General features: G+C 73.1%; 20 protein-coding genes, 1 tRNA gene and 1 pseudogene. 12 read left to right on the forward strand and 10 right to left on the reverse strand.

Annotated elements, in window-relative coordinates; translation table 11 throughout:
- The 4 genes from ACZCAH_RS03850 to ACZCAH_RS03865 form a co-directional block, all read left to right on the forward strand.
- Positions 1-284 (forward strand): hypothetical protein (locus tag ACZCAH_RS03850; RefSeq protein ID WP_464339813.1); only part of this gene is annotated, 284 nt, incomplete at its 5' end.
- A complete protein-coding gene (locus tag ACZCAH_RS03855) occupies positions 281-760 on the forward strand; it encodes a rhodanese-like domain-containing protein (protein WP_464339814.1) in 480 nt (159 codons plus the stop codon). The genes ACZCAH_RS03850 and ACZCAH_RS03855, both read left to right, overlap by 4 nt.
- A 107-nt stretch (positions 761-867) precedes the next feature.
- Positions 868-1,224: an ArsR/SmtB family transcription factor gene (locus ACZCAH_RS03860; RefSeq protein ID WP_464339815.1), complete on the forward strand. Its 357-nt coding sequence runs from the start codon at positions 868-870 to the stop codon at positions 1,222-1,224.
- Positions 1,221-2,198, forward strand: coding sequence for a cation diffusion facilitator family transporter (locus tag ACZCAH_RS03865; RefSeq protein WP_464339816.1), 978 nt, complete (start codon positions 1,221-1,223; stop codon positions 2,196-2,198). The genes ACZCAH_RS03860 and ACZCAH_RS03865 overlap by 4 nt, the downstream gene beginning before the upstream one ends.
- Positions 2,199-2,208: 10 nt before the next feature.
- On the opposite strand, the gene ACZCAH_RS03870 is transcribed toward ACZCAH_RS03865, so the two are convergent.
- Positions 2,209-3,177: an MsnO8 family LLM class oxidoreductase gene (locus ACZCAH_RS03870; protein WP_464339817.1), complete on the reverse strand. Its 969-nt coding sequence runs from the start codon at positions 3,175-3,177 to the stop codon at positions 2,209-2,211.
- 117 nt (positions 3,178-3,294) lie between these two features.
- Between ACZCAH_RS03870 and ACZCAH_RS03875 the strand changes: the two genes are divergently transcribed.
- Entirely contained in the window at positions 3,295-4,302 is a 1,008-nt protein-coding gene (locus ACZCAH_RS03875; RefSeq protein ID WP_464339818.1) for an LLM class flavin-dependent oxidoreductase, read from the forward strand.
- A gap of 204 nt (positions 4,303-4,506) precedes the next feature.
- Here the strand turns inward: ACZCAH_RS03875 and ACZCAH_RS03880 are convergent, their stop codons facing one another.
- The 4 genes from ACZCAH_RS03880 to ACZCAH_RS03895 all read right to left on the reverse strand — a co-directional run bounded on the left by ACZCAH_RS03880 (position 4,507) and on the right by ACZCAH_RS03895 (position 8,537).
- The gene (locus ACZCAH_RS03880; RefSeq protein ID WP_464339819.1) at positions 4,507-5,400 is read right to left on the reverse strand and encodes an endonuclease/exonuclease/phosphatase family protein; all 894 of its coding nucleotides are present in this window, start codon (positions 5,398-5,400) and stop codon (positions 4,507-4,509) included.
- A 286-nt stretch (positions 5,401-5,686) separates the two neighbouring features.
- Positions 5,687-7,321, reverse strand: coding sequence for a chaperonin GroEL (gene groL / locus ACZCAH_RS03885; RefSeq protein WP_329747123.1), 1,635 nt, complete (start codon positions 7,319-7,321; stop codon positions 5,687-5,689).
- Positions 7,322-7,548: 227 nt separating this feature from the next.
- The gene (locus ACZCAH_RS03890) at positions 7,549-8,151 is read right to left on the reverse strand and encodes a LytR C-terminal domain-containing protein (protein ID WP_464339820.1); all 603 of its coding nucleotides are present in this window, start codon (positions 8,149-8,151) and stop codon (positions 7,549-7,551) included.
- An 83-nt stretch (positions 8,152-8,234) separates the two neighbouring features.
- Positions 8,235-8,537, reverse strand: coding sequence for a DUF3263 domain-containing protein (locus tag ACZCAH_RS03895; protein ID WP_464339821.1), 303 nt, complete (start codon positions 8,535-8,537; stop codon positions 8,235-8,237).
- A gap of 76 nt (positions 8,538-8,613) precedes the next feature.
- Here ACZCAH_RS03895 and ACZCAH_RS03900 point away from each other — a divergent pair, with 76 nt between their 5' ends.
- Positions 8,614-9,288 carry a uracil-DNA glycosylase gene (locus tag ACZCAH_RS03900; RefSeq protein WP_464339822.1) on the forward strand — a complete coding sequence of 225 codons (675 nt, stop codon included), beginning with the start codon at positions 8,614-8,616 and terminating at the stop codon, positions 9,286-9,288.
- Between the two features lie 49 nt (positions 9,289-9,337).
- Here the strand turns inward: ACZCAH_RS03900 and ACZCAH_RS03905 are convergent, their stop codons facing one another.
- The gene (locus tag ACZCAH_RS03905; protein ID WP_464339823.1) at positions 9,338-9,925 is read right to left on the reverse strand and encodes a hypothetical protein; all 588 of its coding nucleotides are present in this window, start codon (positions 9,923-9,925) and stop codon (positions 9,338-9,340) included.
- 273 nt (positions 9,926-10,198) lie between these two features.
- Here ACZCAH_RS03905 and treS point away from each other — a divergent pair, with 273 nt between their 5' ends.
- The 3 genes and pseudogenes from treS to ACZCAH_RS03920 all read left to right on the forward strand — a co-directional run bounded on the left by treS (position 10,199) and on the right by ACZCAH_RS03920 (position 13,270).
- Positions 10,199-11,980, forward strand: coding sequence for a maltose alpha-D-glucosyltransferase (gene treS / locus ACZCAH_RS03910; RefSeq protein WP_464339824.1), 1,782 nt, complete (start codon positions 10,199-10,201; stop codon positions 11,978-11,980).
- A gap of 155 nt (positions 11,981-12,135) precedes the next feature.
- Positions 12,136-12,309 (forward strand): annotated as a pseudogene (locus ACZCAH_RS03915) (variant leucine-rich repeat-containing protein); the annotation flags it as partial.
- 250 nt (positions 12,310-12,559) lie between these two features.
- Entirely contained in the window at positions 12,560-13,270 is a 711-nt protein-coding gene (locus ACZCAH_RS03920; RefSeq protein WP_464339825.1) for a DUF6636 domain-containing protein, read from the forward strand.
- Here the strand turns inward: ACZCAH_RS03920 and ACZCAH_RS03925 are convergent, their stop codons facing one another.
- The 4 genes from ACZCAH_RS03925 to ACZCAH_RS03940 form a co-directional block, all read right to left on the reverse strand.
- A complete protein-coding gene (locus tag ACZCAH_RS03925; protein WP_464339826.1) occupies positions 13,271-13,735 on the reverse strand; it encodes a hypothetical protein in 465 nt (154 codons plus the stop codon). It lies immediately after the preceding gene.
- A gap of 159 nt (positions 13,736-13,894) precedes the next feature.
- A tRNA-Thr gene (locus tag ACZCAH_RS03930) sits at positions 13,895-13,966 on the reverse strand.
- A 69-nt stretch (positions 13,967-14,035) separates the two neighbouring features.
- Positions 14,036-14,857: a DsbA family protein gene (locus ACZCAH_RS03935; protein WP_464339827.1), complete on the reverse strand. Its 822-nt coding sequence runs from the start codon at positions 14,855-14,857 to the stop codon at positions 14,036-14,038.
- A gap of 111 nt (positions 14,858-14,968) precedes the next feature.
- Positions 14,969-16,936 (reverse strand): serine/threonine-protein kinase, encoded by a 1,968-nt coding sequence (locus ACZCAH_RS03940; protein WP_464339828.1) that lies wholly within the window; start codon positions 16,934-16,936, stop codon positions 14,969-14,971.
- A gap of 188 nt (positions 16,937-17,124) precedes the next feature.
- Here ACZCAH_RS03940 and ACZCAH_RS03945 point away from each other — a divergent pair, with 188 nt between their 5' ends.
- The 3 genes from ACZCAH_RS03945 to ACZCAH_RS03955 are packed head-to-tail and all read left to right on the forward strand — an operon-like array spanning position 17,125 to position 21,119.
- On the forward strand, positions 17,125-17,802 hold the full coding sequence (locus ACZCAH_RS03945; RefSeq protein ID WP_329750182.1) for an AIM24 family protein: 678 nt from the start codon (positions 17,125-17,127) through the stop codon (positions 17,800-17,802).
- Between the two features lie 34 nt (positions 17,803-17,836).
- Positions 17,837-20,143 (forward strand): circularly permuted type 2 ATP-grasp protein, encoded by a 2,307-nt coding sequence (locus ACZCAH_RS03950; RefSeq protein WP_464339829.1) that lies wholly within the window; start codon positions 17,837-17,839, stop codon positions 20,141-20,143.
- On the forward strand, positions 20,136-21,119 hold the full coding sequence (locus tag ACZCAH_RS03955) for a transglutaminase family protein (RefSeq protein WP_464339830.1): 984 nt from the start codon (positions 20,136-20,138) through the stop codon (positions 21,117-21,119). The genes ACZCAH_RS03950 and ACZCAH_RS03955 overlap by 8 nt, the downstream gene beginning before the upstream one ends.
- The last annotated feature ends 103 nt before the right edge of the window (positions 21,120-21,222 follow it).

Here is a 21,222-nt window from a genome sequence, read left to right on the forward strand (position 1 = left end):
AGGGCCGCGGTCGCGGCGGCCAGGGCGCCCGCTGCGGCGAGGGCCGTGGCCAGGGGGCCCGCGGCGGCGAGAACTCGGGCCAGCAGGGTCAGGGCCAGGGTCGCGGTCGTGGCGAGTCCGGCGGCCAGGGCGGCCGCGGCGGTCAGGGCTCCCGCGGCGGTCAGGGCCGGGGTCGCAGCGGCGGACAGGGCCGCTCCGGCTCGGGCAGCGTCTACTCGACCTCGACCGGAGGCTCCTCCTCGGGCGGCGGCCTCGCAGCCTTCTCCTCGCGCCGCGGCCGGTGATCTCCTCGTCGGCGGCGTCCGACGGGTCCTCCTCCACGGAGCGACCCGCCGGCCGCCGTCGTGCGGAGGTGCCCGCGCACCGCTCGATCGACGAGGTGCTCGAGGCCTCGCGGCGCGGCGCAGACCGCGTGGAGCCCGCCGACCTGCCGGATCTCATCGCGCGCGGCGCCCACGTGATCGACCTCCGCTCCGAGCGGACCCGCGAGCCCGAGGGGCACATCCCCGGCGCGACCGTCATGGAGCGCCTGGTGCTCGAGTGGCGGCTCGACGCGGGCTCCGCGCATCGGATGGCCGACGGCCCCGGGCATGACGACCTGGTGATCCTGGTGTGCAACGAGGGGTACTACTCCTCGCTCGCCGCCCGGGACCTGCGCGATCTCGGCTTCTCCCGCGCGACGGATCTCGTGGGCGGCTTCCGCGCGTACCGCCGCGCCGGCCTGCCGGTAAAAGGCAAGCCCAGCCGCGTCGTCCTCTGACACGACCTGCATCCCGCCACGACCCGGGGATCGCTCCCCGTCGTCCCCGCCACATCCAACACTTCGTCAGTTGCGCGAATGACGAAACGTCGGCGAGAATGTCGGCCATGACGACGACCTCGGGCGAGCCGCGCCCCGCCCCCACCGAGCCGCAGCTCGCCGCGGCCGCGGACACCTTCGCGATGCTCGCGAGCCCCGCCCGGCTCCACCTGGTCCAGCTCATGAGCACCGGTCGCTACGACGTCGGGGCGCTCGCCGAGCGGGTCGGGCTGAGCCTGCCCACCACGAGCCAGCACCTGCGCAAGCTGCGGCTGACGGGCATCGTCTCGGCGACCCGGGAGGGCCGCCACAGCTACTACACGGTCGAGGACCCGCACGTGGTCCAGCTCGTCGAGCAGATCTTCGAGCACATCGCTCCTGACGGCTCCCTCGCCCCCGACCCGCCCCGGAAGGATCCCCGATGACCGCCGCCGCTCCCCCGGCCCGCCCCGCGCCGCAGCGCGTGGACCTCACCCGGTTAGCCTGGCTGTCGATCGCCGCCGCCGTCCTCACCATCTCCCTCAAGGCCGGGGCCTGGGTCATGACCGGCTCGGTGGGACTGCTCTCCGACGCCGCCGAGTCCGTGGTGAACCTGGTCGCGGCCGTGGTCGCGCTGATCGCCCTGCGCGTCGCGATCCGTCCGGCGACCGAGCGGTTCCTCTACGGGCGGGCGAAGGCCGAGTACTTCTCCGCCGCCGTCGAGGGCGTGATGATCTTCCTCGCCGCCGCGGTGATCCTGGTGACCTCGGTCGAGCGCTTCCTGAACCCGCAGCCGCTCCAGAACGTCGGCTGGGGCCTCGCGATCAGCGTGGTCGCGAGCCTGATCAACGGCGGCGTCGCGCTCGTGCTGCTGCGCGCGGGCCGCACCCACAACTCGATCACCCTGCGCGCCGACGGCAAGCACCTCATGACCGACGTGGTCACGAGCGCGGGCGTGCTCGTCGGCGTCGGCCTCGTGGTGCTGACCGGCTGGGACCGCCTGGACCCGATCGTCGCCTTCGCCGTCGGCGTGAACATCATCGTCACCGGCATCGGGCTGATCTCCGAGTCCGTCTCGGGCCTGCTGGACAAGGCGCTGCCCGAGGAGGAGAACGAGGTCATCGCCGACATCCTCCGCCGCCGCACCGACGGGACCGTCACCTTCCACGGCCTGCAGACCCGCGAGGCCGGGCAGGAGAAGTACATGAACGTGCACGTCCTGGTGCCGGACGAATGGACGGTCAAGCAGGGCCACGACTACATCGAGGAGCTCGAGCACGAGCTGATGCGCGCGATGCCCACCCTCACCGTGCTCACCCACCTCGAACCGATCTCCGACCCGGCGAGCTACGAGGACATCCCCGAGGCGCACGTGCCGATCCACGGGGACGACGACGCGAACCTGCGCCCGCCCGCCTGAGCCGGCCCGCTCAGCCCAGCAGCGCCATGACCCCCTGGTCGGAGTCGGCGAGCGCCGCGCGGTCGAAGGCCGCGCCCGCGGCGAGGATCTCGTCGGCCCGCGATCGCTCGAGCAACCGCTCGACCCGCGGCCGGAGCGTCCCCGGACTGCCCGCCCAAACGGTCGCGAGCCCGCGCTCGAGCTGCGCCGACTCCCGGGCAGTCCGCTCCCCCGACCGGATCGAGAGGGGATCCTCGAGCGGCGGGAAGGCGCCGGTGCGACGGGAGGCGACCATCGCCCACACCTCCGACAGCGCCAGCTCGCGCGCCTCCGCGTCGGTGTCGGCGACGAGGAGATCGAGGGACAGCATGACGTGCGGCGCGCTCCCGCGATGCGGGCGGAAGGCGCGCCGGTAGCCGTCGAGACGCTCGCCGAGGTCGTCGGCCGCGAGCACCGGCCCGCCGAGGACCACGCCGAGACCGAGCCGGGCGGCGAGATCGAGACCGGCGCCGGTGGCCAGGAGGTGCAGCGGGGGCGGGCTCGCGGTGACGGGCCGGGCGGTGAGCGCGGCCGTGCCCTCGAGGAGCGCGCGCACCTCCGCCACCTCGTCGGCGAACTGCTCCGTGCTCGCCTCGGTGCGGCCCAGCGCCTCACGCACCGGAGCGGTGAACCCGAGGGAGCGGCCCAGTCCCAGGTCCACCCGGCCCGGGGTGATTGCCTCGAGCATGAGGAACTGCTCGGCGACGACCAGCGGGCGGTGGTTCGGCAGCATCACCCCGCCCGAGCCGAGGCGGATCCGCCCGGTGCGCTGGCCGATCGCGGCGAGCAGCACCGCCGGGGAGCCCGAGGCGATCCCCGGGACGGCATGGTGCTCCGCGACCCAGAAGCGGTGGTAGCCGAAATCCTCCGCGGTCACGGCCCGCTCCACGCTGTGGGCGAGGGCCGACGCCTCCGGCATCCCCGCGCGCGTGCGGGAGCGGTCCAGGAGGGAGAATCTCACGCCAGGCGCAACGCCTCAATGCCCCCGGATCTTCCCGTTCCGCGGCCCGATCCCGGGTGATCCTTCCCCCGCTCCGCTCGCCCGCAGCACGGCCTCGGACCTGGCTAGGCTCGCGCCATGAGCATCCCCCACGTCCCGCTGTCGATCCTGGATCTGGTGCCCCTCAGCGAGGGGCAGAGCACGCGCGAGGCGATCGACACCTCGATGCGCGCCGCGCAGACCGCCGACCGCTCCGGATACGCCCGCTACTGGTACGCCGAGCACCACAACGCCGCGACCCTCGCCTCGAGCGCGACCAGCCTGCTCATCGACCGCGCCGCCTCCCTCACCGAGCGCATCCGCGTCGGCTCCGGCGGCATCATGCTCCCCAACCACTCCCCGCTCGCCGTGATCGAGCAGTTCGGCACCCTCGTCCAGTTCCACGGCGACCGCATCGACCTGGGGCTCGGCCGGGCTCCCGGCACCGACCAGTACACGGCCCAGCTGCTGGCCCGCACCTCGGCGGAGCCGGGCGCCTTCGTCGCCGCCGTCGAGCAGATGCGCGACTGGTCCCGGGCCGAGCCCAGCGGCACCCTCCCGATCCGAGCGGGCGTCGCCGAGGGCACCGAGGTGCCGATGTGGATCCTCGGCTCGACCACGAACGGTGCGCGCCTCGCGGCGCAGCTGGGCATGCCCTTCTCCGTCGCCTCGCACTTCGCGCCCTTCCAGTACCTCGAGGCGCTGCGCGTGTACCGCGAGCAGTTCTCGGCGACGCAGAGCGACGCCGCCCAGCTCGAGGCGCCCCGCACGATGGTCGGCGTGAACGTGGTCATCGCCCCGACCGACGCGGAGGCGCAGCGCTTGTTCACCACCAACGTGCAGCAATTCCTCGGGGTCGTCACCGGGCAGCGGCAGGCCATGCAGCCTCCCCGGGATCTCGAGGGCACGGTCCCCGACCATCTCCTCTCCCAGGTCGAGCAGACCCTCTCGATCCGCGCCGTCGGCTCGCCCGCGAGCGTCGTCGAGCAGCTCGAGACGATCGTGGCCGCGACTGAGGCCGACGAGCTGATCGTGACCGCCAACTACTTCGATCCCGAGCACCGGATGCGCGGCCTCGAGCTGCTCGCGGAGGCCTGGGGGCTGTGAGATGACGGGGCACCGTGCCGTCGCCGGACTCGCCGCGGCGCTCGGCGTAGAGGTCGAGGACTGCGCGGGGGCTGGGTCGAGGTGCAGCCCGGCCTCGCGCAGAGCGCGAGCATCTCCGCGGCCGGCGACGTCCTCGAGCTGACCGCATCGTGCGTCGACGGCACGCAGCTGGTCACCTCCGCGCGCGACATGTGAGCCGGACGCTCAGGCTTCCGTCGGCCGCACGCGCGCGGTGACCGTCGCGTGATCGCTCGCGGCCCGTCCCTGCCGCCGGGGGACGGACGCCTCGTACTCCTGGACCGCGAGGTGCCGGGTGAGGATCCAGTCGATCCGGGTCCCGCCCACCTTCGGCGCGTCGTAGTCGGGAAACGTGCCGATGTCCTCGCCGACCTGCATCTCGGCGACGTCGTGCGCGTCCGCGAAGCCCGCATCGCGCAGCACCCGCCACGGCGTGCTGTCCCCGCCGGCAGCGTTGAAGTCTCCCATCAGCAGCGTCGGCGCGCCGTCCGCCGCCTCCCGCAGTCGCTGAGCGAGCAGTCCCGCACCCTTCTCCCGGGCCCGCTCCCCCGCATGGTCGAGATGGGTGACGGCGAAGACCAGCTCCCCGCCGGTCCACCGGTCCCGGACCCGCGCCCACACCGCGATCCGTGGGCAGTGCCCGTCCCAGCCCTGCGAGCCGATCCGCGCCGGATCCTCCGACAGCCAGAACTGGTCCCAGTCCAGCAGGTCGAAGCGCTCCCGCCGCAGGAGCAACAGGTTGTGCTCCCCCCGGCCGCCGCCCTCGCGGCCGATACCCAGTCGCAGATGGGTCGCGCCGAGCACCTCGTCCAGCAGCGGGATCTGGGCGGCGAGCACCTCCTGGGTGCCGATCACGTCGGCATCGGCCGCGCGCAGCAGCTCGGCGAGGACCGGGGCGCGGCTCGGCCAGTGGTCCGGATGCTCGGGCGGCACCGACGGGTCCGCGTAGCGGAGGTTCTGGGTCAGCACGCGCAGGGTCGCAGGCGCTGGGGTGGGGTCAGTCGTCGGCGTCGGGGTCGTGCCGGTGGTCGGGCGGGTGGTCAGGCCGGTGGTCAGGGCGTCGTCGCTCCGCATCGTCATCCCTCCATCCTCGCGCAGCAGCTCCCCGGGGTCGACCCTCGCCCGCCCCTGCCCTGCTGGAACTCCGTGCCAGGCGTGAGCTCAAGGCCCTACAGAGCCTGAGGTCACGCCGGGCGCGGAGTTCCAGCAGACGACCACGAGCACCAGAGCACCAGGTCAGCGGAGCACCAGGGCAACGGAGCACCAGGGAACCGGGGGGAACGCCGACGGGCCCCGACCCTCCGGAGAGGATCGGGGCCCGCAGGTCGCTCCGGGGGGAGCGGCAGAAATCAGCCGTGAGGCTGGATCACATCATGCCGCCCATGCCGCCCATGCCCATGTCGTCGCCGCCCGCGGGAGCCTTGACCGGCTCCGGCTTGTCGGCCACGACGGCCTCGGTGGTCAGGAACAGGCCCGCGATGGACGCCGCGTTCTGCAGCGCGGAGCGGGTGACCTTGACCGGATCGATGATGCCGGCGGCGAGCAGGTCCTCGTACTCACCGGTGGCGGCGTTCAGGCCCTGACCGACGGGGAGGTTCTTGACCTTCTCCGCCACGACGCCGCCCTCGAGGCCGGCGTTGACCGCGATCTGCTTGAGCGGTGCCTCGATGGCGACCTTGACGATGGAGCCGCCGGTGGCCTCGTCGCCCTCGAGCGCGAGGGTGGCGAAGGTGTCCTTGCCGGCCTGCAGCAGCGCCACGCCGCCGCCCGCGACGATGCCCTCGTCGACGGCGGCCTTGGCGTTGCGCACGGCATCCTCGATGCGGTGCTTGCGCTCCTTGAGCTCCACCTCGGTCGCAGCGCCGGCCTTGATGACGGCCACGCCGCCGGCCAGCTTCGCGAGGCGCTCCTGGAGCTTCTCGCGATCGTAGTCCGAGTCCGAGTTCTCGATCTCGGTGCGGATCTGGGAGACGCGACCGGCGATGCGGTCGGCCTCGCCGGCGCCCTCGACGATGGTGGTCTCGTCCTTGGTGACGACGATCTTGCGCGCCTGGCCGAGCTGCTCGAGACCCGCGGTCTCGAGCTTGAGGCCGACCTCCTCGGCGATGACCTGGCCGCCGGTCAGGATGGCCATGTCCTCGAGCATCGCCTTGCGGCGATCGCCGAAGCCGGGGGCCTTGACGGCCACGGACTTGAAGGAGCCCTTGAGCTTGTTGACGACGAGCACCGCGAGGGCCTCGCCCTCGACGTCCTCGGCGATGATCGCGAGCGGCTTGCCGGACTGGATGACCTTCTCCAGCAGCGGCAGCAGATCCTTGACGGTGGAGACCTTGGAGGAGAGCAGGAGGATGTAGGGATCCTCGAGCACGGTCTCCTGGCGATCGGCGTCGGTGACGAAGTAGGGCGAGATGTACCCCTTGTCGAACCGCATGCCCTCGGTGAGCTCCAGCTCGAGGCCCATGGTGTTGGACTCCTCGACCGTGATCACGCCCTCCTTGCCGACCTTGTCGAGGGCCTCGGCGATGAGCTCGCCGATGGCCGGGTCGGCCGCGGAGATGGCGGCGGTGTTGGCGATCTGGTCCTTGGTCTCGATCTCCTTGGCCTGCGCGAGCAGGGTCTCGGAGACGGCGGCCACGGCCTTGTCGATGCCGCGCTTGAGCGCGATCGGGTTGGCGCCGGCGGCGACGTTGCGCAGGCCCTCGCGCACGAGCGCCTGAGCCAGGACGGTGGCGGTGGTGGTGCCGTCGCCCGCGATGTCGTCGGTCTTCTTGGCGACCTCCTTGACGAGCTCGGCGCCGATCTTCTCGTAGGGGTCCTCGAGCTCGATCTCCTTGGCGATGGAGACGCCGTCGTTGGTGATCGTGGGGGCGCCCCAGGACTTCTCGAGCACGACGTTGCGGCCCTTGGGGCCGAGGGTGACCTTGACGGCGTCGGCGAGCTGGTTCATCCCGCGCTCGAGGCCGCGCCGGGCCTCCTCGTCGTATGCGATGAGCTTGGCCATTGTGGAATCTCTCCCGTGTGGTGTGGTGTCCACCCGACCCTGTGCCCGCGACGGACGGCACCAGCCGCCGTGTTCATGTCCCACGACGACGGGTCCCTCACGGGGCCGGAATGCTCTTGGCCCGTCGCTCGCGAGTGCTGTCACTCTCGAGCGACGAGTGCCAGCTCATCATAAGCACTCTCGGCCCGAGAGTGCTAACTCCGGGAGGAACCGCGCACAGCGGGGGCTCAGCCCTCGCCGTCGCCCTCCTCGGCACCGGCGCCCGGGGACTCGACCGCGAGGAAGGTGATCCGGTTCTGGAACTCGTCGCTCTGCCGCGCCTCACCGGCGCCGACCTCGAGCGCGAGGGCCTGGGCGGTCTCGGCGTCCGCCTCGTCGCGGTAGAAGACCACGGCCTCCTGCTGCTGCGTGTCGGCGGTCTGGATCTGGACGTCCTCCCAGCCGCTCTCCTCGAGGGTGTCGCGCCAGTCGCCGGCGAGGCCGTCGACGCCCGCCGCGTTCATCACGAGCACGGGGACGGTCTTGTCCGCCACGGGGGCGGGTTCCTCCGAGGCCGACTCCTCCGCCGACTCCTCGCCGGTGGTCTCCTCCACGGTGGTCTCCGCGGCGGTGGTCGGCTCCTGGGAGCGGTCGTCCCCTCCCCCGCCGCCGAGGTTCCCGATCAGGAACAGCAGCACCACGAGCAGCACCAGGGCCGCCGCGATGATGATGATGTAGAGCAGGTTCTGGCGCCAGAACGGCTCCTCGGCGCGGTGGGCGCCGTGGAACGCGACGGCGTCCGCCTCGTCGTCGAATCGGTCGGGCGGGTAGGGGTACTGGGAATCTGCCACGGGCCCATTAAACCCGCTCCCCCCGGGAGGGCCGTGGAACCCACGCCCATCAGGAGTGTCCGAGGGGACACGGGGCGCGCGGGTCAGGCGACGCGGTCGCCGCCGCGGCGGGGGATCTCGCCGTGCTCCGAGACCCGTCGGCCGCGCAGCCGGTGCACCAGGGCCGGGGCCGCGCGGAGCGCCCGCGGATCGTCGAGCAGGGCGTTGAGCCGCACGTAGTAGGCGACCTTGGAGATGCCGATCTCCTCACGGATCGCCCGCTCCTTCGCGCCGACGTAGCGGAAGGTGCGCCCCTCGAGCGCGAGGATCGCGAGCTCCTGCGCCGACAGCTCCGGGGCGGGGTCGCGCGGGGAGGGCGACGACGCGGAGGGGGACGGGACGGGCATGGATCGACAGTACGCGGCCGCTCGCGCCGTCCCGCTCCGGCGCGCCGGAGGGTGACGTGCCTGGCAGACTGGCGGCATGCCGCAGCCGCTCGCCGAGATCATCGCCCCCGACTGGGCCGCCGCCCTGGCCCCCGCCGAGGAGCGGATCCACGCGATCGGGGAGTTCCTCCGCGGCGAGGTCGAGGCGGGGCACGGCTACCTGCCCGCCGGGGACCGCGTTTTGCGGGCTTTCACCCGCCCCCTCTCCGAGGTGCGGGTGCTGATCGTCGGCCAGGACCCCTACCCGACGCCGGGCCATCCCATCGGGCTGAGCTTCGCGGTCGAGCGGGACGTGCGGCCGCTGCCGCGCTCCCTCGCGAACATCTATACCGAGCTGCGATCTGACCTGGGGATCGCCCCGGCCGCCCACGGCGATCTCTCCTCCTGGCAGGACCAGGGCGTGATGCTGCTGAACCGGGTGCTCACGGTGCGACCGGGCGCGGCCGCCTCCCATCGCCGCCGCGGCTGGGAGGAGGTCACGGAGCTCGCGATCCGCTCCCTCGTGGATCGCGGCGGACCGCTCGTCGCAATCCTGTGGGGCCGGGACGCGCAGTCGCTGATCCCGCTGCTGGGCGAGGTGCCGCACGTCGCGAGTCCCCATCCAAGCCCGCTCTCGGCCTCGCGCGGCTTCTTCGGGTCTCGCCCGTTCTCGCAGGCCAATGCCTTGCTGCGTGCGCAGGGCGGCGCAGAGATCGACTGGACGGTGCGCTGAGGCGAGCGGGCGCCGAACCGGCCGCCCCGCCCGGTCCGCGGGTCCGTCCTCAGCCCTCTCCCACCCAGGTCCAGCTGGCGAGGATCTCGCGCAGGGCGGGGGAGATCTCGGTGGAGCCGTGCGTCTCGACGACCACCTGCACGATCTCGTCGCCGACGTCGGCGCAGAAGCCCTCGGAGATCGCGTCGGCCCCGTCGTGCTGCCCGGACTTGGTGTAGCCGTGCACCGGGCGGCCGCCGAGCTGCGGGTCCTCGAGGACGCCGTCGTCCCCGGACTCGTCCCAGCCGAAGCCCGCCCAGATCGCCTGCATCTCGCACTCGACCTCGGCGTGCACGACGCTCTCGAACTGGTACACCTCGAGGCTGTTGGGCGGGTAGTGGTCGAGCTCGTCCTCCGGGGGGATCTCCACGTCGGTGATGTGCAGGAGCGTGCCGAAGCCCGCATCCTCCTCGGTGACCTCGTGGGTCACCCAGTCCGCGGGGTACTCGAGGCGGAAGTCCTCGGTCTCGAAGACGGTCGTCTGCGGCGCGGAGCTCGTCTCCTTCTCACCGCCGCCCCGCTGCGAGACCAGCACGAGGATCCCGCCCGTGATCGCCACGATCAGCAGGACCACCACGAGACCGACGCAGCCGAGCACGATCCACAGCCGGGAGCGTCCTCCGCCGGACGGAGCGGGGCCGCCCGGGGCCTGCCCCCATTGCTGGCCCGGCTGCTGTCCCCAGGACGGCGAGGACGGCCCCCCAACCGTCCCGCCCCCGCTCCATCCCTGATCCGACTGCCCCATGTCCCCTCGTCCCCTCCTGATCTCCCCGACGCCCGCGTCGGGCCTGCGCCCATGGTACGGAGGGCTCTAGGCTGGGAGTGCCCGTCCCGTCGGCGACGCCCTCGCCCCGTCCATGCGGAGGACCCGATGCCCCTGAACCTCTCCCAGTTCTCACCGCAGGGCCCCGGGGTCGACTACGACCCCCACTGGTACCGCCGCGCCGTGTTCTACGAGGTGCTCGTGCGCGCCTTCGCCGACGGCAACGGGGACGGCACCGGCGACTTCACCGGGCTCATCGAGCGCCTCGACTACCTGCAGTGGCTGGGCATCGACTGCCTGTGGCTGCCACCCTTCTTCGCCTCCCCGCTGCGGGACGGCGGCTACGACATCTCCGACTACGAGCGGGTGCTGCCCGAGTTCGGCTCGATCACCGACTTCGAGCGGCTGGTCTCCGAGGCGCACCGTCGTGGGATCCGCGTGATCATCGACCTGCCGATGAACCACACCAGCGACAAGCACCCCTGGTTCCTCGAGTCGCGGTCGGACCCGGAGGGGCCCTACGGCGACTTCTACGTCTGGTCCGACACCGACGAGAAGTACTCCGACGCCCGGATCATCTTCGTGGACACGGAGGAGAGCAACTGGTCCTTCGATCCGGTGCGCCGGCAGTTCTTCTGGCACCGGTTCTTCTCCCACCAGCCGGACCTCAACTTCGAGAACCCCGCCGTGCGCCGGGCGATGTTCGACGTGGTGCGGTTCTGGCTCGACAAGGGCATCGACGGTTTCCGCGCCGATGCGATCCCCTATCTCTTCGAGGAGGAGGGGACCGACGGGGAGAACCTCCCGGCGACCCACGAGTTCCTCGCCGAGTTGCGCGCGTACGTGGATGAGCACTGGCCGGGCCGCGTGATCATCGCGGAGGCGAACCAGTGGCCGGCCGACGTGGTCGAGTACTTCGGCACCCCGGAGAAGCCCGAGTGCCACATGTGCTTCCACTTCCCGGTGATGCCCCGGCTGTTCTACGCGCTGCGCGAGGGCAGCGCCCGGCACATCATCGACATCCTCGCCGACACCCCGGAGATCCCGCGCGGCGCCCAGTGGGGAACCTTCCTGCGCAATCACGACGAGCTGACCCTCGAGATGGTCTCGCCCGAGGACCGCTCGGCGATGCTCGGCTGGTACGCGCCGGACTCGCGGATGCGGGCGAACGTCGGCATCCGTCGGCGTCTGGCCCCGCTGCTGGACAACTCCCGCTCGGAGCTGGAGCTGATCCACGCCCTGCTGCTGTCCCTGCCCGGCTCGCCGTTCCTCTATTACGGGGACGAGATCGCGATGGGCGACAACATCTGGCTCGAGGACCGCGACGCGGTGCGCACCCCGATGCAATGGACCCCGGACCGCAATGCCGGCTTCAGCGAGATCGCGGACCCGGGCAAGCTGTACCTCCCGGTGATCCAGAACCTGGTCCACCACTACGTGACCGTGAACGTCGAGGCGCAGATGGCGCACTCCGGCTCGCTGCTGCACTTCGTGCGCTGGATGCTCGCGGTGCGTCGTGAGCACGCCGCCTTCGGCATGGGCGCGTACCGGGCGGTCGCCGCGGACAGCGAGCGGGTGCTGGCCTTCACCCGCACCTACGACGGGGCCGATCACGGCGAGGACGCGGAGGAGCACGCCGAGACCCTGCTGTGCGTCTTCAACCTGTCGGCCCAGCCGGTGACCTCCACCCTGGACCTGGTCGGCATGGAGCGGCGCACGATCCGCGATCTCTTCGGCGGCCACGAGTTCCCGGCGGTGACGGCCGACGGTTCGCTCACCCTGACCCTCGCCGGTCACGGCTACTTCTGGCTCAAGATGCGCCCCCTGGATGCTCACGGCGAGCCGATGACGTCCACCACGGCCCTGCCCGTGGTGGCCCCGGAGGGCTGATCCGCCCCGAAGGACACCGCGCTCGTCTGGCCCCGACGGCGGCAGTGATCTGCGTCCGAGACGCTTCCCGATCCCTGCCGGCGTCCGGGCACCTGTGCCATCCTCGTCGGTCGACGCGACGCCGCCGGTGCGCCGCGCGACGAAGGGAGAGCACGGTGGCAGAGCCCCGGACGACCGCCGAGGAGGCCGCGGACCCCGCGACGAGCCCTGAACGGCTCCTCGAGCTGGCCCAGCACCACCCCGAGCTGCAGGTGCCGCTGGTCCTGAACCCCGCCACGCCGCAGGTGGCGAGGGACTGGATCCTCGCCACCTCCCCCGAGGCGCGCCAGGCGCTCGACCACGCGGAGGGGGCGCAGGGCGCGGAGGGCGCGGAGCCGTCCGCGGATCCCGACGCCACCCGCCGCCACCCGATCGTCACGGACTCGCCCGCCTTCGAGTCCGGTCCCGAGACCTCCGCCTGGGGCGACCTCGCGAGCGCCCCGGACTCGACCCCGTCCGCGGCGGATCCGGAGGCGACCGCCGCCTGGACCCCTGTTCCGCAGGAGCCGCCGGCCCCTACTGCGGCCGCGGCCGCGGGGGGTGCGGATCGCGCACTCCTCCGGCGTGGTGCCGCTCCCGTCGGCCCCGGACCGCGAGGCGTCCGGACCGGCCCCCGCGCCCGGCCCGGCGTACGGCGCCCCGACAGCCGCCCTCCCGGCGGCCCCGGCACCGCAGGCCGACGACGGCGAGGGCCGACGCGATCGCCGGATGTGGTTCGCCTGCGGCGGCTGCCTGGTGCTGGTGCTCGTGCTGCTCGTGGTCGGCGGTCTCGTGGGCCGCGCCTGGCTGAACGGTGACGAGGAGGGCTACGAGCGCGACAGCTCCACGACGGCGGCGGAGGAGCCCGCGGAGGGCTCGAGCCCTGCGGAAGAGTCCGCGTCCCCGACCGAGGACCCTGTCTCCCCCGCTCCGGAGGACGCCCTAGAGATGTCCGCGGTGCAGTCGCCCACGGGGAACATCCGCTGCGAGCTCGATGGCGACACCGTCGCCTGCTCGCTCGAGGAGACTCGCTACGACGAGGACGTCGAGGACTGCGGCGACTCCCCGTTCACGATCCGCGCGACCGGCGAGGAGGTCGCCCTCGACTGCGAGGGGACGGTCGGGGCCGAGGGCGCGGAGACGCTCGAGTACGGCCAGACCGCGGTCGACGGGAATGTCGCCTGCACCAGCCGCGACGACGGTATGACCTGCTGGGACGTGCGCTCCGGGCACGGCTTCATGGTCAGCCGCGGCACCTACGAGACCTTCTGATCAGGCGCTGAGCGCGACGATCCCGGTCGCGACGGCGAGCACGACGCCTCCCGCGATCGCGAGGATCCCGATCACCTCCATCGGGATCCAGAACACGGAGTGCGGGCCGTGCCGGCCGATCTGGCGCTTCCCGTTCTCCAGCACCTGATCGACGAGGGCGTGCGCCTCCTCGCGGCTGGACGGTCGGACGTTCCCGATCACGAGCGTCCCCTCGTCGGCGGCGCGTGTCAGCCGGCGCTTCTCCACCTCGGCCCAGGCCAGCGACCGCTTCCGCGGGCCGATGATGTTGAGGTACCAGCCGTGGGCGGTGGCGAGCGCCCCGCCGATCGCGATGCCGATCCCCGCGAGCGGCCCGGCCGCCGCCGAGGACTGCAGCACCGACGCGCCAAGCAGCCCGCCGAGCAGCGCCGCGCAGAGCGCGATATAGAGGACGGCCAGGACGCCCCAGCCTCGCCAGATGATCATCGGTGCTCCCCCGAACTCGTACCGCCGCAGCGGAGCGCGGCGAGGCGGCATCCCCCTGATGCCGCAGGCTCCGAGCCTAGGCCGGGAACATCCGAGCCGCACTGGGGAGAACTCCCCATCCCGGGGAACGGAAGACCGGCATGGCGTCCGGCCGAAGAGAGCTGGAGACGGGATTCGAACCCGCAACCACCTGTTTACAAGACAGGTGCGCTACCGTTGCGCCACTCCAGCGGAAGGGGCCGATCGGATGCCCGACCGGCCCCAGATCCTAGCGAACTCGTCGCCCGCCTCGACCGGGGCTCAGCCCTCGCCGCCGTCGGAGGCCTCGGCGCCGCCCGCGTCGGAGGCCGTCGAGCCGCCCGCGGCCTGCACCGCCGCGAGGAACGCACCCTCGGTGGTCCACTCCCCGAACTGGGTGCCGTCGATCGCGATGTACGGGGTGCCCTTCTGCATCGCCGAGGCATACGGCTCGGCGACCTGGCGCACCCACGGCTGATAGGTGCGGGAGGTGAGGCAGCCCTGGACGGCCTCGGTGGCGCCGGCCTGCTGGGCGTAGTCCCAGATCTGGTCGTCGGTGAGTCCGGCGGTGCCCTCGGCGGGCTGGTTGGCGAACATCAGCTGCTGGAAGGCCATGGCCGCGTCCGGGTTCTCCTCGTACACGCAGACCATCGCGTTCGCGGCCCGCGACGAGAAGTCACCGGTGGTGGAGGCGGTGTCGAGCATGCGGCGGGGCACCAGGTGGAGGGTGATCGCGTCGTCCTCGACGAGGGCGGCGACGTCCTCGCCGTTGATCTGCTCGAACTGCCCGCAGTAGGGGCACATGAAGTCGAGGTGGAGCTCGACCACGGGGGCGCCGGAGCCCTCCTCCGCGCCGAAGCTCAGGTAGGGCTGGTCCTGCGCCATGCCGGCGGGGACAGCCACGGGACCCGCCGGGCGGGTGGTCCGGTAGATCAGGTACCCGGCGCCCGCGACGATCACGAGCGCGGCGACGGTCACCGCGGCGATCACGACGGTGCGCACGGTGCGCTGGCGGCGCAGCTCGGACTCCCGCTGTGTGCGCAGGGCCTCCCTCTGTGCCTCGCGGCGCTCCTGCGCTGACTTCGACGGTCCGGACGCGGCCATGTGCTGCTCCTGTGCCTCGTGCCCGAGGCGCTGCTGGGTGACATTTCCGCTCGGAGTGTAACCGCCGGGACCTGGCCGCGGCTGGGTGCGATGGTGCACGTCACGGCGCGGTCAGCGCCGCCACACCGCCACGTCCTCGAGGCGGGGACCGGTGGGGAACGGGAAGTAGTCGACCATCCCCTGCCGGGCGAGGATCGCGGCGATCACGGCACCCAGGAGGAGCAGCAGCAGCCCCAGGAGCACCGCGGTCCACATCCGGTCGGGGGCCGCGGCGTCGAGCATGCGGTGGGCGCCCCGCCTGGTCGTGCCGCTGCCGAGACCGACCCACGTGATCAGCAGGGTGATGCCGAGGGCGATGGCGAAGACGACCCCGTCGGGCGGGGCGGGGCCGCCGCTGAGCAGGGTCCAGGCGGCGTCCGTCGCGATCCCCACCAGGAGGCCCAGGATCAGCGGGAGCAGCGCCTGCAGGGCGAGCTCGACCAGACCGCGCAGCAGGCCGACGGGGGCCAGCAGTCCGGCGGTCACGAGCGGTCCGCCGCCGACGGCCCCGCGCAGGCGCTTCTCGGCCACGGAGCGGTGCGAGCGCTCCCAGGTGCGGGCGGTCGCGCCGAGCAGGAGCATCAGGGTCAGGGCGACATAGGGGGCGACTGCGGCGAGGCCGACGAGCAGCAGGTGGCCCAGCCAGACCAGCACGGGTCGCCGCGGCGCGGGCGGCAGCGGCGTCGCCCAGCCGTAGGGGCCGGGCACACCATAGGGGCCCGGCATCGGCTGCGGCGGCATCGGCTGCGGTGCGCGCTGCGGCTGCGGCTGCGGGACGGGCGCGGTCATCGGCCCGGCGGGAGCTCCCGCCCTGCCCGCCTGCTGCGGCGCCCGCTGCACCGGATGACCTGCCGGACCGCCCAACCCGACGGGCGGCCCCGCCGGGGGTGCGGCGGCCGGCACGGCCGGCAGCACCTGCGTCGGCGTCGACAGCACCGGCAGCACCTCGGTGACCGGTTCCGCGGGGGTGACCGTCCGCGGCAGCGCCTCGGTCGCGGCGGGGACGACGGGCAGGACCTGCGTCGGGGAGGAGATCGGGACCTCGTCGGTGCTCTCCTCCGGCACCGGCGCCGGCACGCTGGTGCGCTCCGGATCCTCGGCGGTCCCGCCCCCCGGGGTCCCCGGCAACGCCTCCGTCATCCCGGCCTCCGCATAGCGCTCGAGATCGAGCTCGGCGAGGGAGGCGAGCAGCTCCTCGGGAGCGGGGCGCTGCGACGGGTCCGAGGCCAGCGCCCGGCGCAGCCACTCCCCCAGCTCGACGGGCGTCCCGTCCACGTCGAGCTCGCCGCGCTCGGCCCGCAGGAAGACCACGTCGGCGCGGCCCGTGCCGTACGGCTCCCGCCCCGTCGCGGCGAAGGCGAGCATCGCCGCCCACGCCCACCAGTCGCCCGCCTCGTCGGTGCGGTCCGAGCGCAGCACCTCCGGGTCGAGGTAGGCGGCCGTGCCCATCACCAGACCCGTCGACGTCAGTCGCGACTCCTCGGCGGCGACGGCGATGCCGAAGTCGATGATCACCGGGTCGAGCCCGTCGCCGTCCGGGTCGAAACCGTCGAGGTCCGCGTCGCCCGCGCCGCGCAGCAGCACGTTGGACGGTTTGAGGTCGCGATGGATCACCCCCGCGCCGTGGATCGCGCGCAGCGACTCCCCGAGCACCAGGCCGATCTCGCGCACCGCCTCCGGGTGCAGCCCGCCGCGCACCCGCACGGCGTCCTCGAGGGTCGGGCCCGGCACGAACTCTGTGACCACGAAGGCGTCGGCGGAGTCGAGCTCCGCGTCGAGGATCCGCACGATGCTGTCGTTGCGGACCCGCTGCTGGGCCGCGACCTCCCGGGCCAGGCGCTCGCGCGCTCGCGGGTCCTCGGCGATCTCGTGGCGCAGCAGCTTGATCGCGACCTCGTGCCCGTCGGCGTCGTGCGCGCGGTAGACGATGCCCATCCCGCCCGTTCCGATGCGGCCGAGGATCTCGTAGCCGGAGTCCTCGGCGAGCGCGACCAGCCGCGGGTCGCGGAGATCTCGTCGGGGCGTGCGGGGGTCGGCCATGTCGGCCATGCTACGGAACCGCCGTCCCGCCCCGGGCGCCCTTCACCGCTCCGCCACAGGGCCCCCACCGGCCCGGCGGGACCACGCCCCTCCCCCGGCGGGCGCGCGCCGTGAGACGATCAGGCCCGTCGGCGCGGTGGGCGTCGTCACATCCCGGGCAGCGCCCGGCCGAGAGAGGAAGGGCCCTCATGCGCTCGAACCTGTTCGATGCCTCCAACCAGGAGCGCCAGACCACCGACCGTTGGGCGCTGCAGTCCTCGAAGATGCTGCGCTGCTCGCTGAACCCGCAGGCGCCGGAGATCATCTCCGCCCAGGGCGCGATGGTCGCCTATCAGGGCCAGATGGAGTTCTCCTACCAGGGCTCCGGCGGCGGGATGAAGCTGCTGAAGAAGATGGCCACCGGCGAGGGCGGCAACCTGATGCGCACCCGCGGCCAGGGCGAGATCTTCTACGCCCGCCAGGCGGAGGAGATCTTCCTGATCCAGCTCGAGGGCGAGGCCCTGACGCTGAACACCAAGAACATGCTCGCCTTCGACAGCTCGATCCAGTGGGACATCCGGTCCCTCGGCGGCGCGGGCTTCATGGCCGGCGGCCTGTTCAACCTCCTCCTCCAGGGCCAGGGCATGGTCGCGGTGACCTCCGACGGCCCGCCGATGCTGCTGGACTGCTCCCAGCAGCCCACCTTCGTGGATCCGCAGGCCGCGGTGTGCTGGTCCGCGAACCTGCAGCCGCAGATCAAGAACGACTTCAAGATGGGTTCGCTCATCGGTCGCGGGTCCGGCGAGTCCTTCCAGCTGGGCTTCCACGGCCCGGGCTTCGTGGTGGTGCAGCCCTCCGAGGGCGCGCCGGTGGTCACGGCCGGCTGAACGCCCGCCGCCTCGGCATGCCTACGATGACCCGGTGAGCATCACCGCACCACCGGTCCTGGCCGCCGAGCTGGACGAGCTCGGCGCCGCGGGCCGGCACCGGGCCGCGACGTCGGCGGCGGCGATGATCGCCGCCGACGTCTCCATCCCCGCACCGCTCGTGGACCCGGTCCCCGTGGTCCTCGACGTCGGCGAGTGGGAGCAGATCTCCGCCGGGCTGATCCAGCGCGCTCGGCTGTTCGACGCGCTCTACGCCGACCTCTACGGCCCCCGCACCGTGCTCGCGACCGACGTCGCCCCGGTCGCCGAGCTCCTCGCCGACCCCGCGTACCTGCGCCCCGCGGTGGGCATCCCCTCACGCGGGAACCACCATCTGTTCCTGCTCTCGACGACCATCGCCCGCACCGCCGAGGGCTCCTGGACGGTGCTCGAGGACGCGGTGGACGTCCCCGGCGGAGCGGGCCTCGCGCTCGAGCTGCGCCGCGTCCTCTCCCGCTGCGCGCCCTCGCTCTACAGCACCACCCCGCTGCGCCGGCTGCACCCGTACTTCGACGGGGTCCGCACCGCCCTGCACCAGCGAACCCGCTCCGGCGGGCGCGTGGGCCGCACCGTCGTGCTGGCCGACGACGCCGACGACCCCGCGCGCGCCTTCGACCACAGCTGGCTCGCGAACCTCCTCGGCGCCCCGCTGGTCTCGGCGGGCGACCTGCGCACGGGCTCGGGCGCCCTCACCCTGCGCCTGCCGGGCGGCGACGAGGACCCGGGCGACACGGTCGACGCCGTGCTGCGCCTGGTGCCCTCGGCGGGATTGGACCCTCTGGACCTCGGACCGTCCGCGGGCGGCGGGGTCACCGGCCTGCTCGAGGCGGCGCGGAGCGGCGACGTCGAGATCTTCAACCCGCTCGGTGCGGGCCTGCTCGAGAACCCAGCGCTCGCCGCCGCCCTGCCCGACCTGTGCCGGCAGATCCTCCACGAGGACCTGCTGCTGCGTCCCGCCCCCGAGGACCTGCGCGACGGCGGGACCGCCGCCGGCTGGCCGTCGGCCGATCCCGCGGGCGGTGACGGTCTGGTGGACCGGCCCCTCACCCTGCAGATGCTCGTGATCGCCACCGGGGACGGTTACGAGGTGCTCCCCGGCGGCGTCGCCCGCACCGCCGACGCCGGACCCGAGGCGCTCAAGGACGTCTGGGTGGTGCCCGCCGAGACCAGCGTCCCGGGGACCGCGGAGAACCCCGGGGAGGAGACGGCCGATCCCGCCCCTCGCGTCCTCCCCGCGATCGACACCGCGGAGGACCCCGCCGGTCTCCTCAGCGCCTACCCGGCGATGACCCGGTCGATCGGCTCGGACCTGTTCTGGTTCGGCCGCTACCTCGAGCGGGTCGACCTCACCGCCCGCATGCTGCGCACCGTTCTGGACACCGTCAACGACCTCTCCTCGGAGCGCTCGCCCTCGGCCCGCCAGACCCAGTCCGTGCTGCTGCGCGCGGTGACCGACGTGACCACGACCTATCCCGGCTTCGCCGCGGTCGACGGGGCCTCGCCCTCGGCGATCCGCCGGGAGGTGCGCAGCCTGCTGACCGAGGTCGGACGCCCCGGTTCGCTCGCTCAGTCCTACGTCGCCCTGGCCCACACCACCCGCACCCTGCGCGACCTGATCACCGATGACGTGTGGCCCGTGATCGCCTCGATGCGAGCCCGTCTCGCGGTCCTGGACGGTCACGACCTGCAGCCCGTCGAGCAGGCGCTCACGGAGGTGGTCGACGGCTGCCTCACGCTGTCCGGCGCCGTCTCCGACTCCATGCCGCGCAATCTGGGCTGGGACCTCACCGAGGCGGGGCGTCGGATCGAGCGCTCGCTCGCGCTGCTCGCCCTGCTCCGGGCGACACTCGGCCGGCGCCGCCCGCGCGCCGTCGAGACCCGCCTCGCCCGCACCGTCGCCCTGATCACCGAGTCCGGGGCCGCCTACCGCCGCGCCTATCACGCCGCGGTGCGCCCGGAGCTCCTCCTCGAGCTGCTCCTCGCCGACACCACCCTGCCCCGCTCGATCGCCTTTCAGATCGAGCGGCTCTCCGCGGCCCTGGACCGGCTGCCCGAGGGCACCCCGGCCCTCGAGCTGCGGGCGCCGCTGACCTCGCTGCGCACCCGGCTGGCCGGGTGGCATGCCCACGACCTGCTGCAGCCCGCGGAGGACGCCGGGGCCGGTCCCGACGGGACACCGACCCCGCTGCTCACGGAGGTCGACGGCGCGATCGCCTCCCTGAGGGAGCTGGCCACCGCCCTCGAGAACCGCTTCTTCCGCCCGTCCGAGTCCACGTCCCGCTGGGGGGTCGACGATGTCTGATCCGCTCCGTCCCGGCACCCTGCCCGAGATCCCCCTCCGCCACGGCGAGGAGGAGCCGGCGCCCGCCGTGGACTACCAGGTCCACCACCTCACCCGGTACCGCTACGCGAAGCCGGTGACCCGCAACGTGGGCCGCGCCCACGTGGAACCGCGCGCGACCCCGCACCAGCGGGTCCTCTCCCACGAGGTGGTCGTGGACCCGGCTCCCGCGCGGCTCACCGCCCACACCGACTTCTACGGCAACTCCTCCACCTATCTGCTCGTCGACCAGCCCCACGAGCAGCTCGACGTGCACTCGCACGCCCTGGTCAGCGTCGCCGATCGGCGCTACCCGGCCGAGCACCTCGACCGCCCCTGGGAGCAGTGCACGCCCGAGCACTGGGGGACGCTGATCCCGGCGGCGAGCATCGACTTCGTCCACGCCTCGCCGCGGATCCCCGCCGGGAGCGCGGCTCGGGAGATCGCGGCGGAGGTCTTCGCCCCGGAGCGTCCCATCGGGGAGGCCCTCGCGCACCTGACCGCGCTGATCCACACCGACTTCACCTACGACGCGGCCGCCACCACCGTCACCTCGACCCTCGTCGAGGTGCTCGCCGCACGGCACGGCGTCTGCCAGGACTTCGCGCACGTCGGCCTCGCCGCGGTCCGAGCCGCCGGTCTCGCCGCGCGGTACGTCTCGGGCTACCTGCGCACCGCCCCCTCGACCTCAGGGGCCCTGGGCACCGAGCCGGTCGGGGAGATGATCGGCTCCGCGGCCTCGCACGCGTGGCTGAGCGTGCTCGTGCCGGGGGCCGGCTGGGTGGACGTGGACCCCACCAACCGCACCTTCGTCGACCAGCGCTTCGTGACCACCGCCTGGGGGCGCGACTACGCCGACGTGCCCCCGCTCAAGGGCATCGTCTACGGCCCGCCGGGGGCGACGAGCACCCTCGACGTCGCCGTCGGGGTGGTCCCCCTCTCGGACCCGGCGACCTGAGCAGGGCGGATCCGCCGGAAGTCCCTCCGGAGGGTGCCCCGGGGGTCCTAGCCTGACCACGGAGGATCCGAGCCGTGCCCTCGGTGCGACCCGGATCCGGTCA

Source organism: Brachybacterium sp. B718/18 (assembly GCF_055454375.1).

What these genes read in the sequence shown, in the direction of transcription:
- ACZCAH_RS03895 (WP_464339821.1), bottom strand. Translation starts at nt 8,537, where the DNA reads ATGCCCGTCCCGTCCCCCTCCGCGTCGTCGCCCTCCCCGCGCGACCCC.
- ACZCAH_RS03945 (WP_329750182.1), top strand. Translation starts at nt 17,125, where the DNA reads ATGCGCTCGAACCTGTTCGATGCCTCCAACCAGGAGCGCCAGACCACC.
- ACZCAH_RS03935 (WP_464339827.1), bottom strand. Translation starts at nt 14,857, where the DNA reads ATGGCCGCGTCCGGACCGTCGAAGTCAGCGCAGGAGCGCCGCGAGGCA.
- ACZCAH_RS03955 (WP_464339830.1), top strand. Translation starts at nt 20,136, where the DNA reads ATGTCTGATCCGCTCCGTCCCGGCACCCTGCCCGAGATCCCCCTCCGC.
- ACZCAH_RS03865 (WP_464339816.1), top strand. Translation starts at nt 1,221, where the DNA reads ATGACCGCCGCCGCTCCCCCGGCCCGCCCCGCGCCGCAGCGCGTGGAC.
- ACZCAH_RS03940 (WP_464339828.1), bottom strand. Translation starts at nt 16,936, where the DNA reads ATGGCCGACCCCCGCACGCCCCGACGAGATCTCCGCGACCCGCGGCTG.
- ACZCAH_RS03880 (WP_464339819.1), bottom strand. Translation starts at nt 5,400, where the DNA reads ATGACGATGCGGAGCGACGACGCCCTGACCACCGGCCTGACCACCCGC.
- ACZCAH_RS03900 (WP_464339822.1), top strand. Translation starts at nt 8,614, where the DNA reads ATGCCGCAGCCGCTCGCCGAGATCATCGCCCCCGACTGGGCCGCCGCC.
- ACZCAH_RS03875 (WP_464339818.1), top strand. Translation starts at nt 3,295, where the DNA reads ATGAGCATCCCCCACGTCCCGCTGTCGATCCTGGATCTGGTGCCCCTC.
- groL (WP_329747123.1), bottom strand. Translation starts at nt 7,321, where the DNA reads ATGGCCAAGCTCATCGCATACGACGAGGAGGCCCGGCGCGGCCTCGAG.
- treS (WP_464339824.1), top strand. Translation starts at nt 10,199, where the DNA reads ATGCCCCTGAACCTCTCCCAGTTCTCACCGCAGGGCCCCGGGGTCGAC.
- ACZCAH_RS03925 (WP_464339826.1), bottom strand. Translation starts at nt 13,735, where the DNA reads ATGATCATCTGGCGAGGCTGGGGCGTCCTGGCCGTCCTCTATATCGCG.
- ACZCAH_RS03860 (WP_464339815.1), top strand. Translation starts at nt 868, where the DNA reads ATGACGACGACCTCGGGCGAGCCGCGCCCCGCCCCCACCGAGCCGCAG.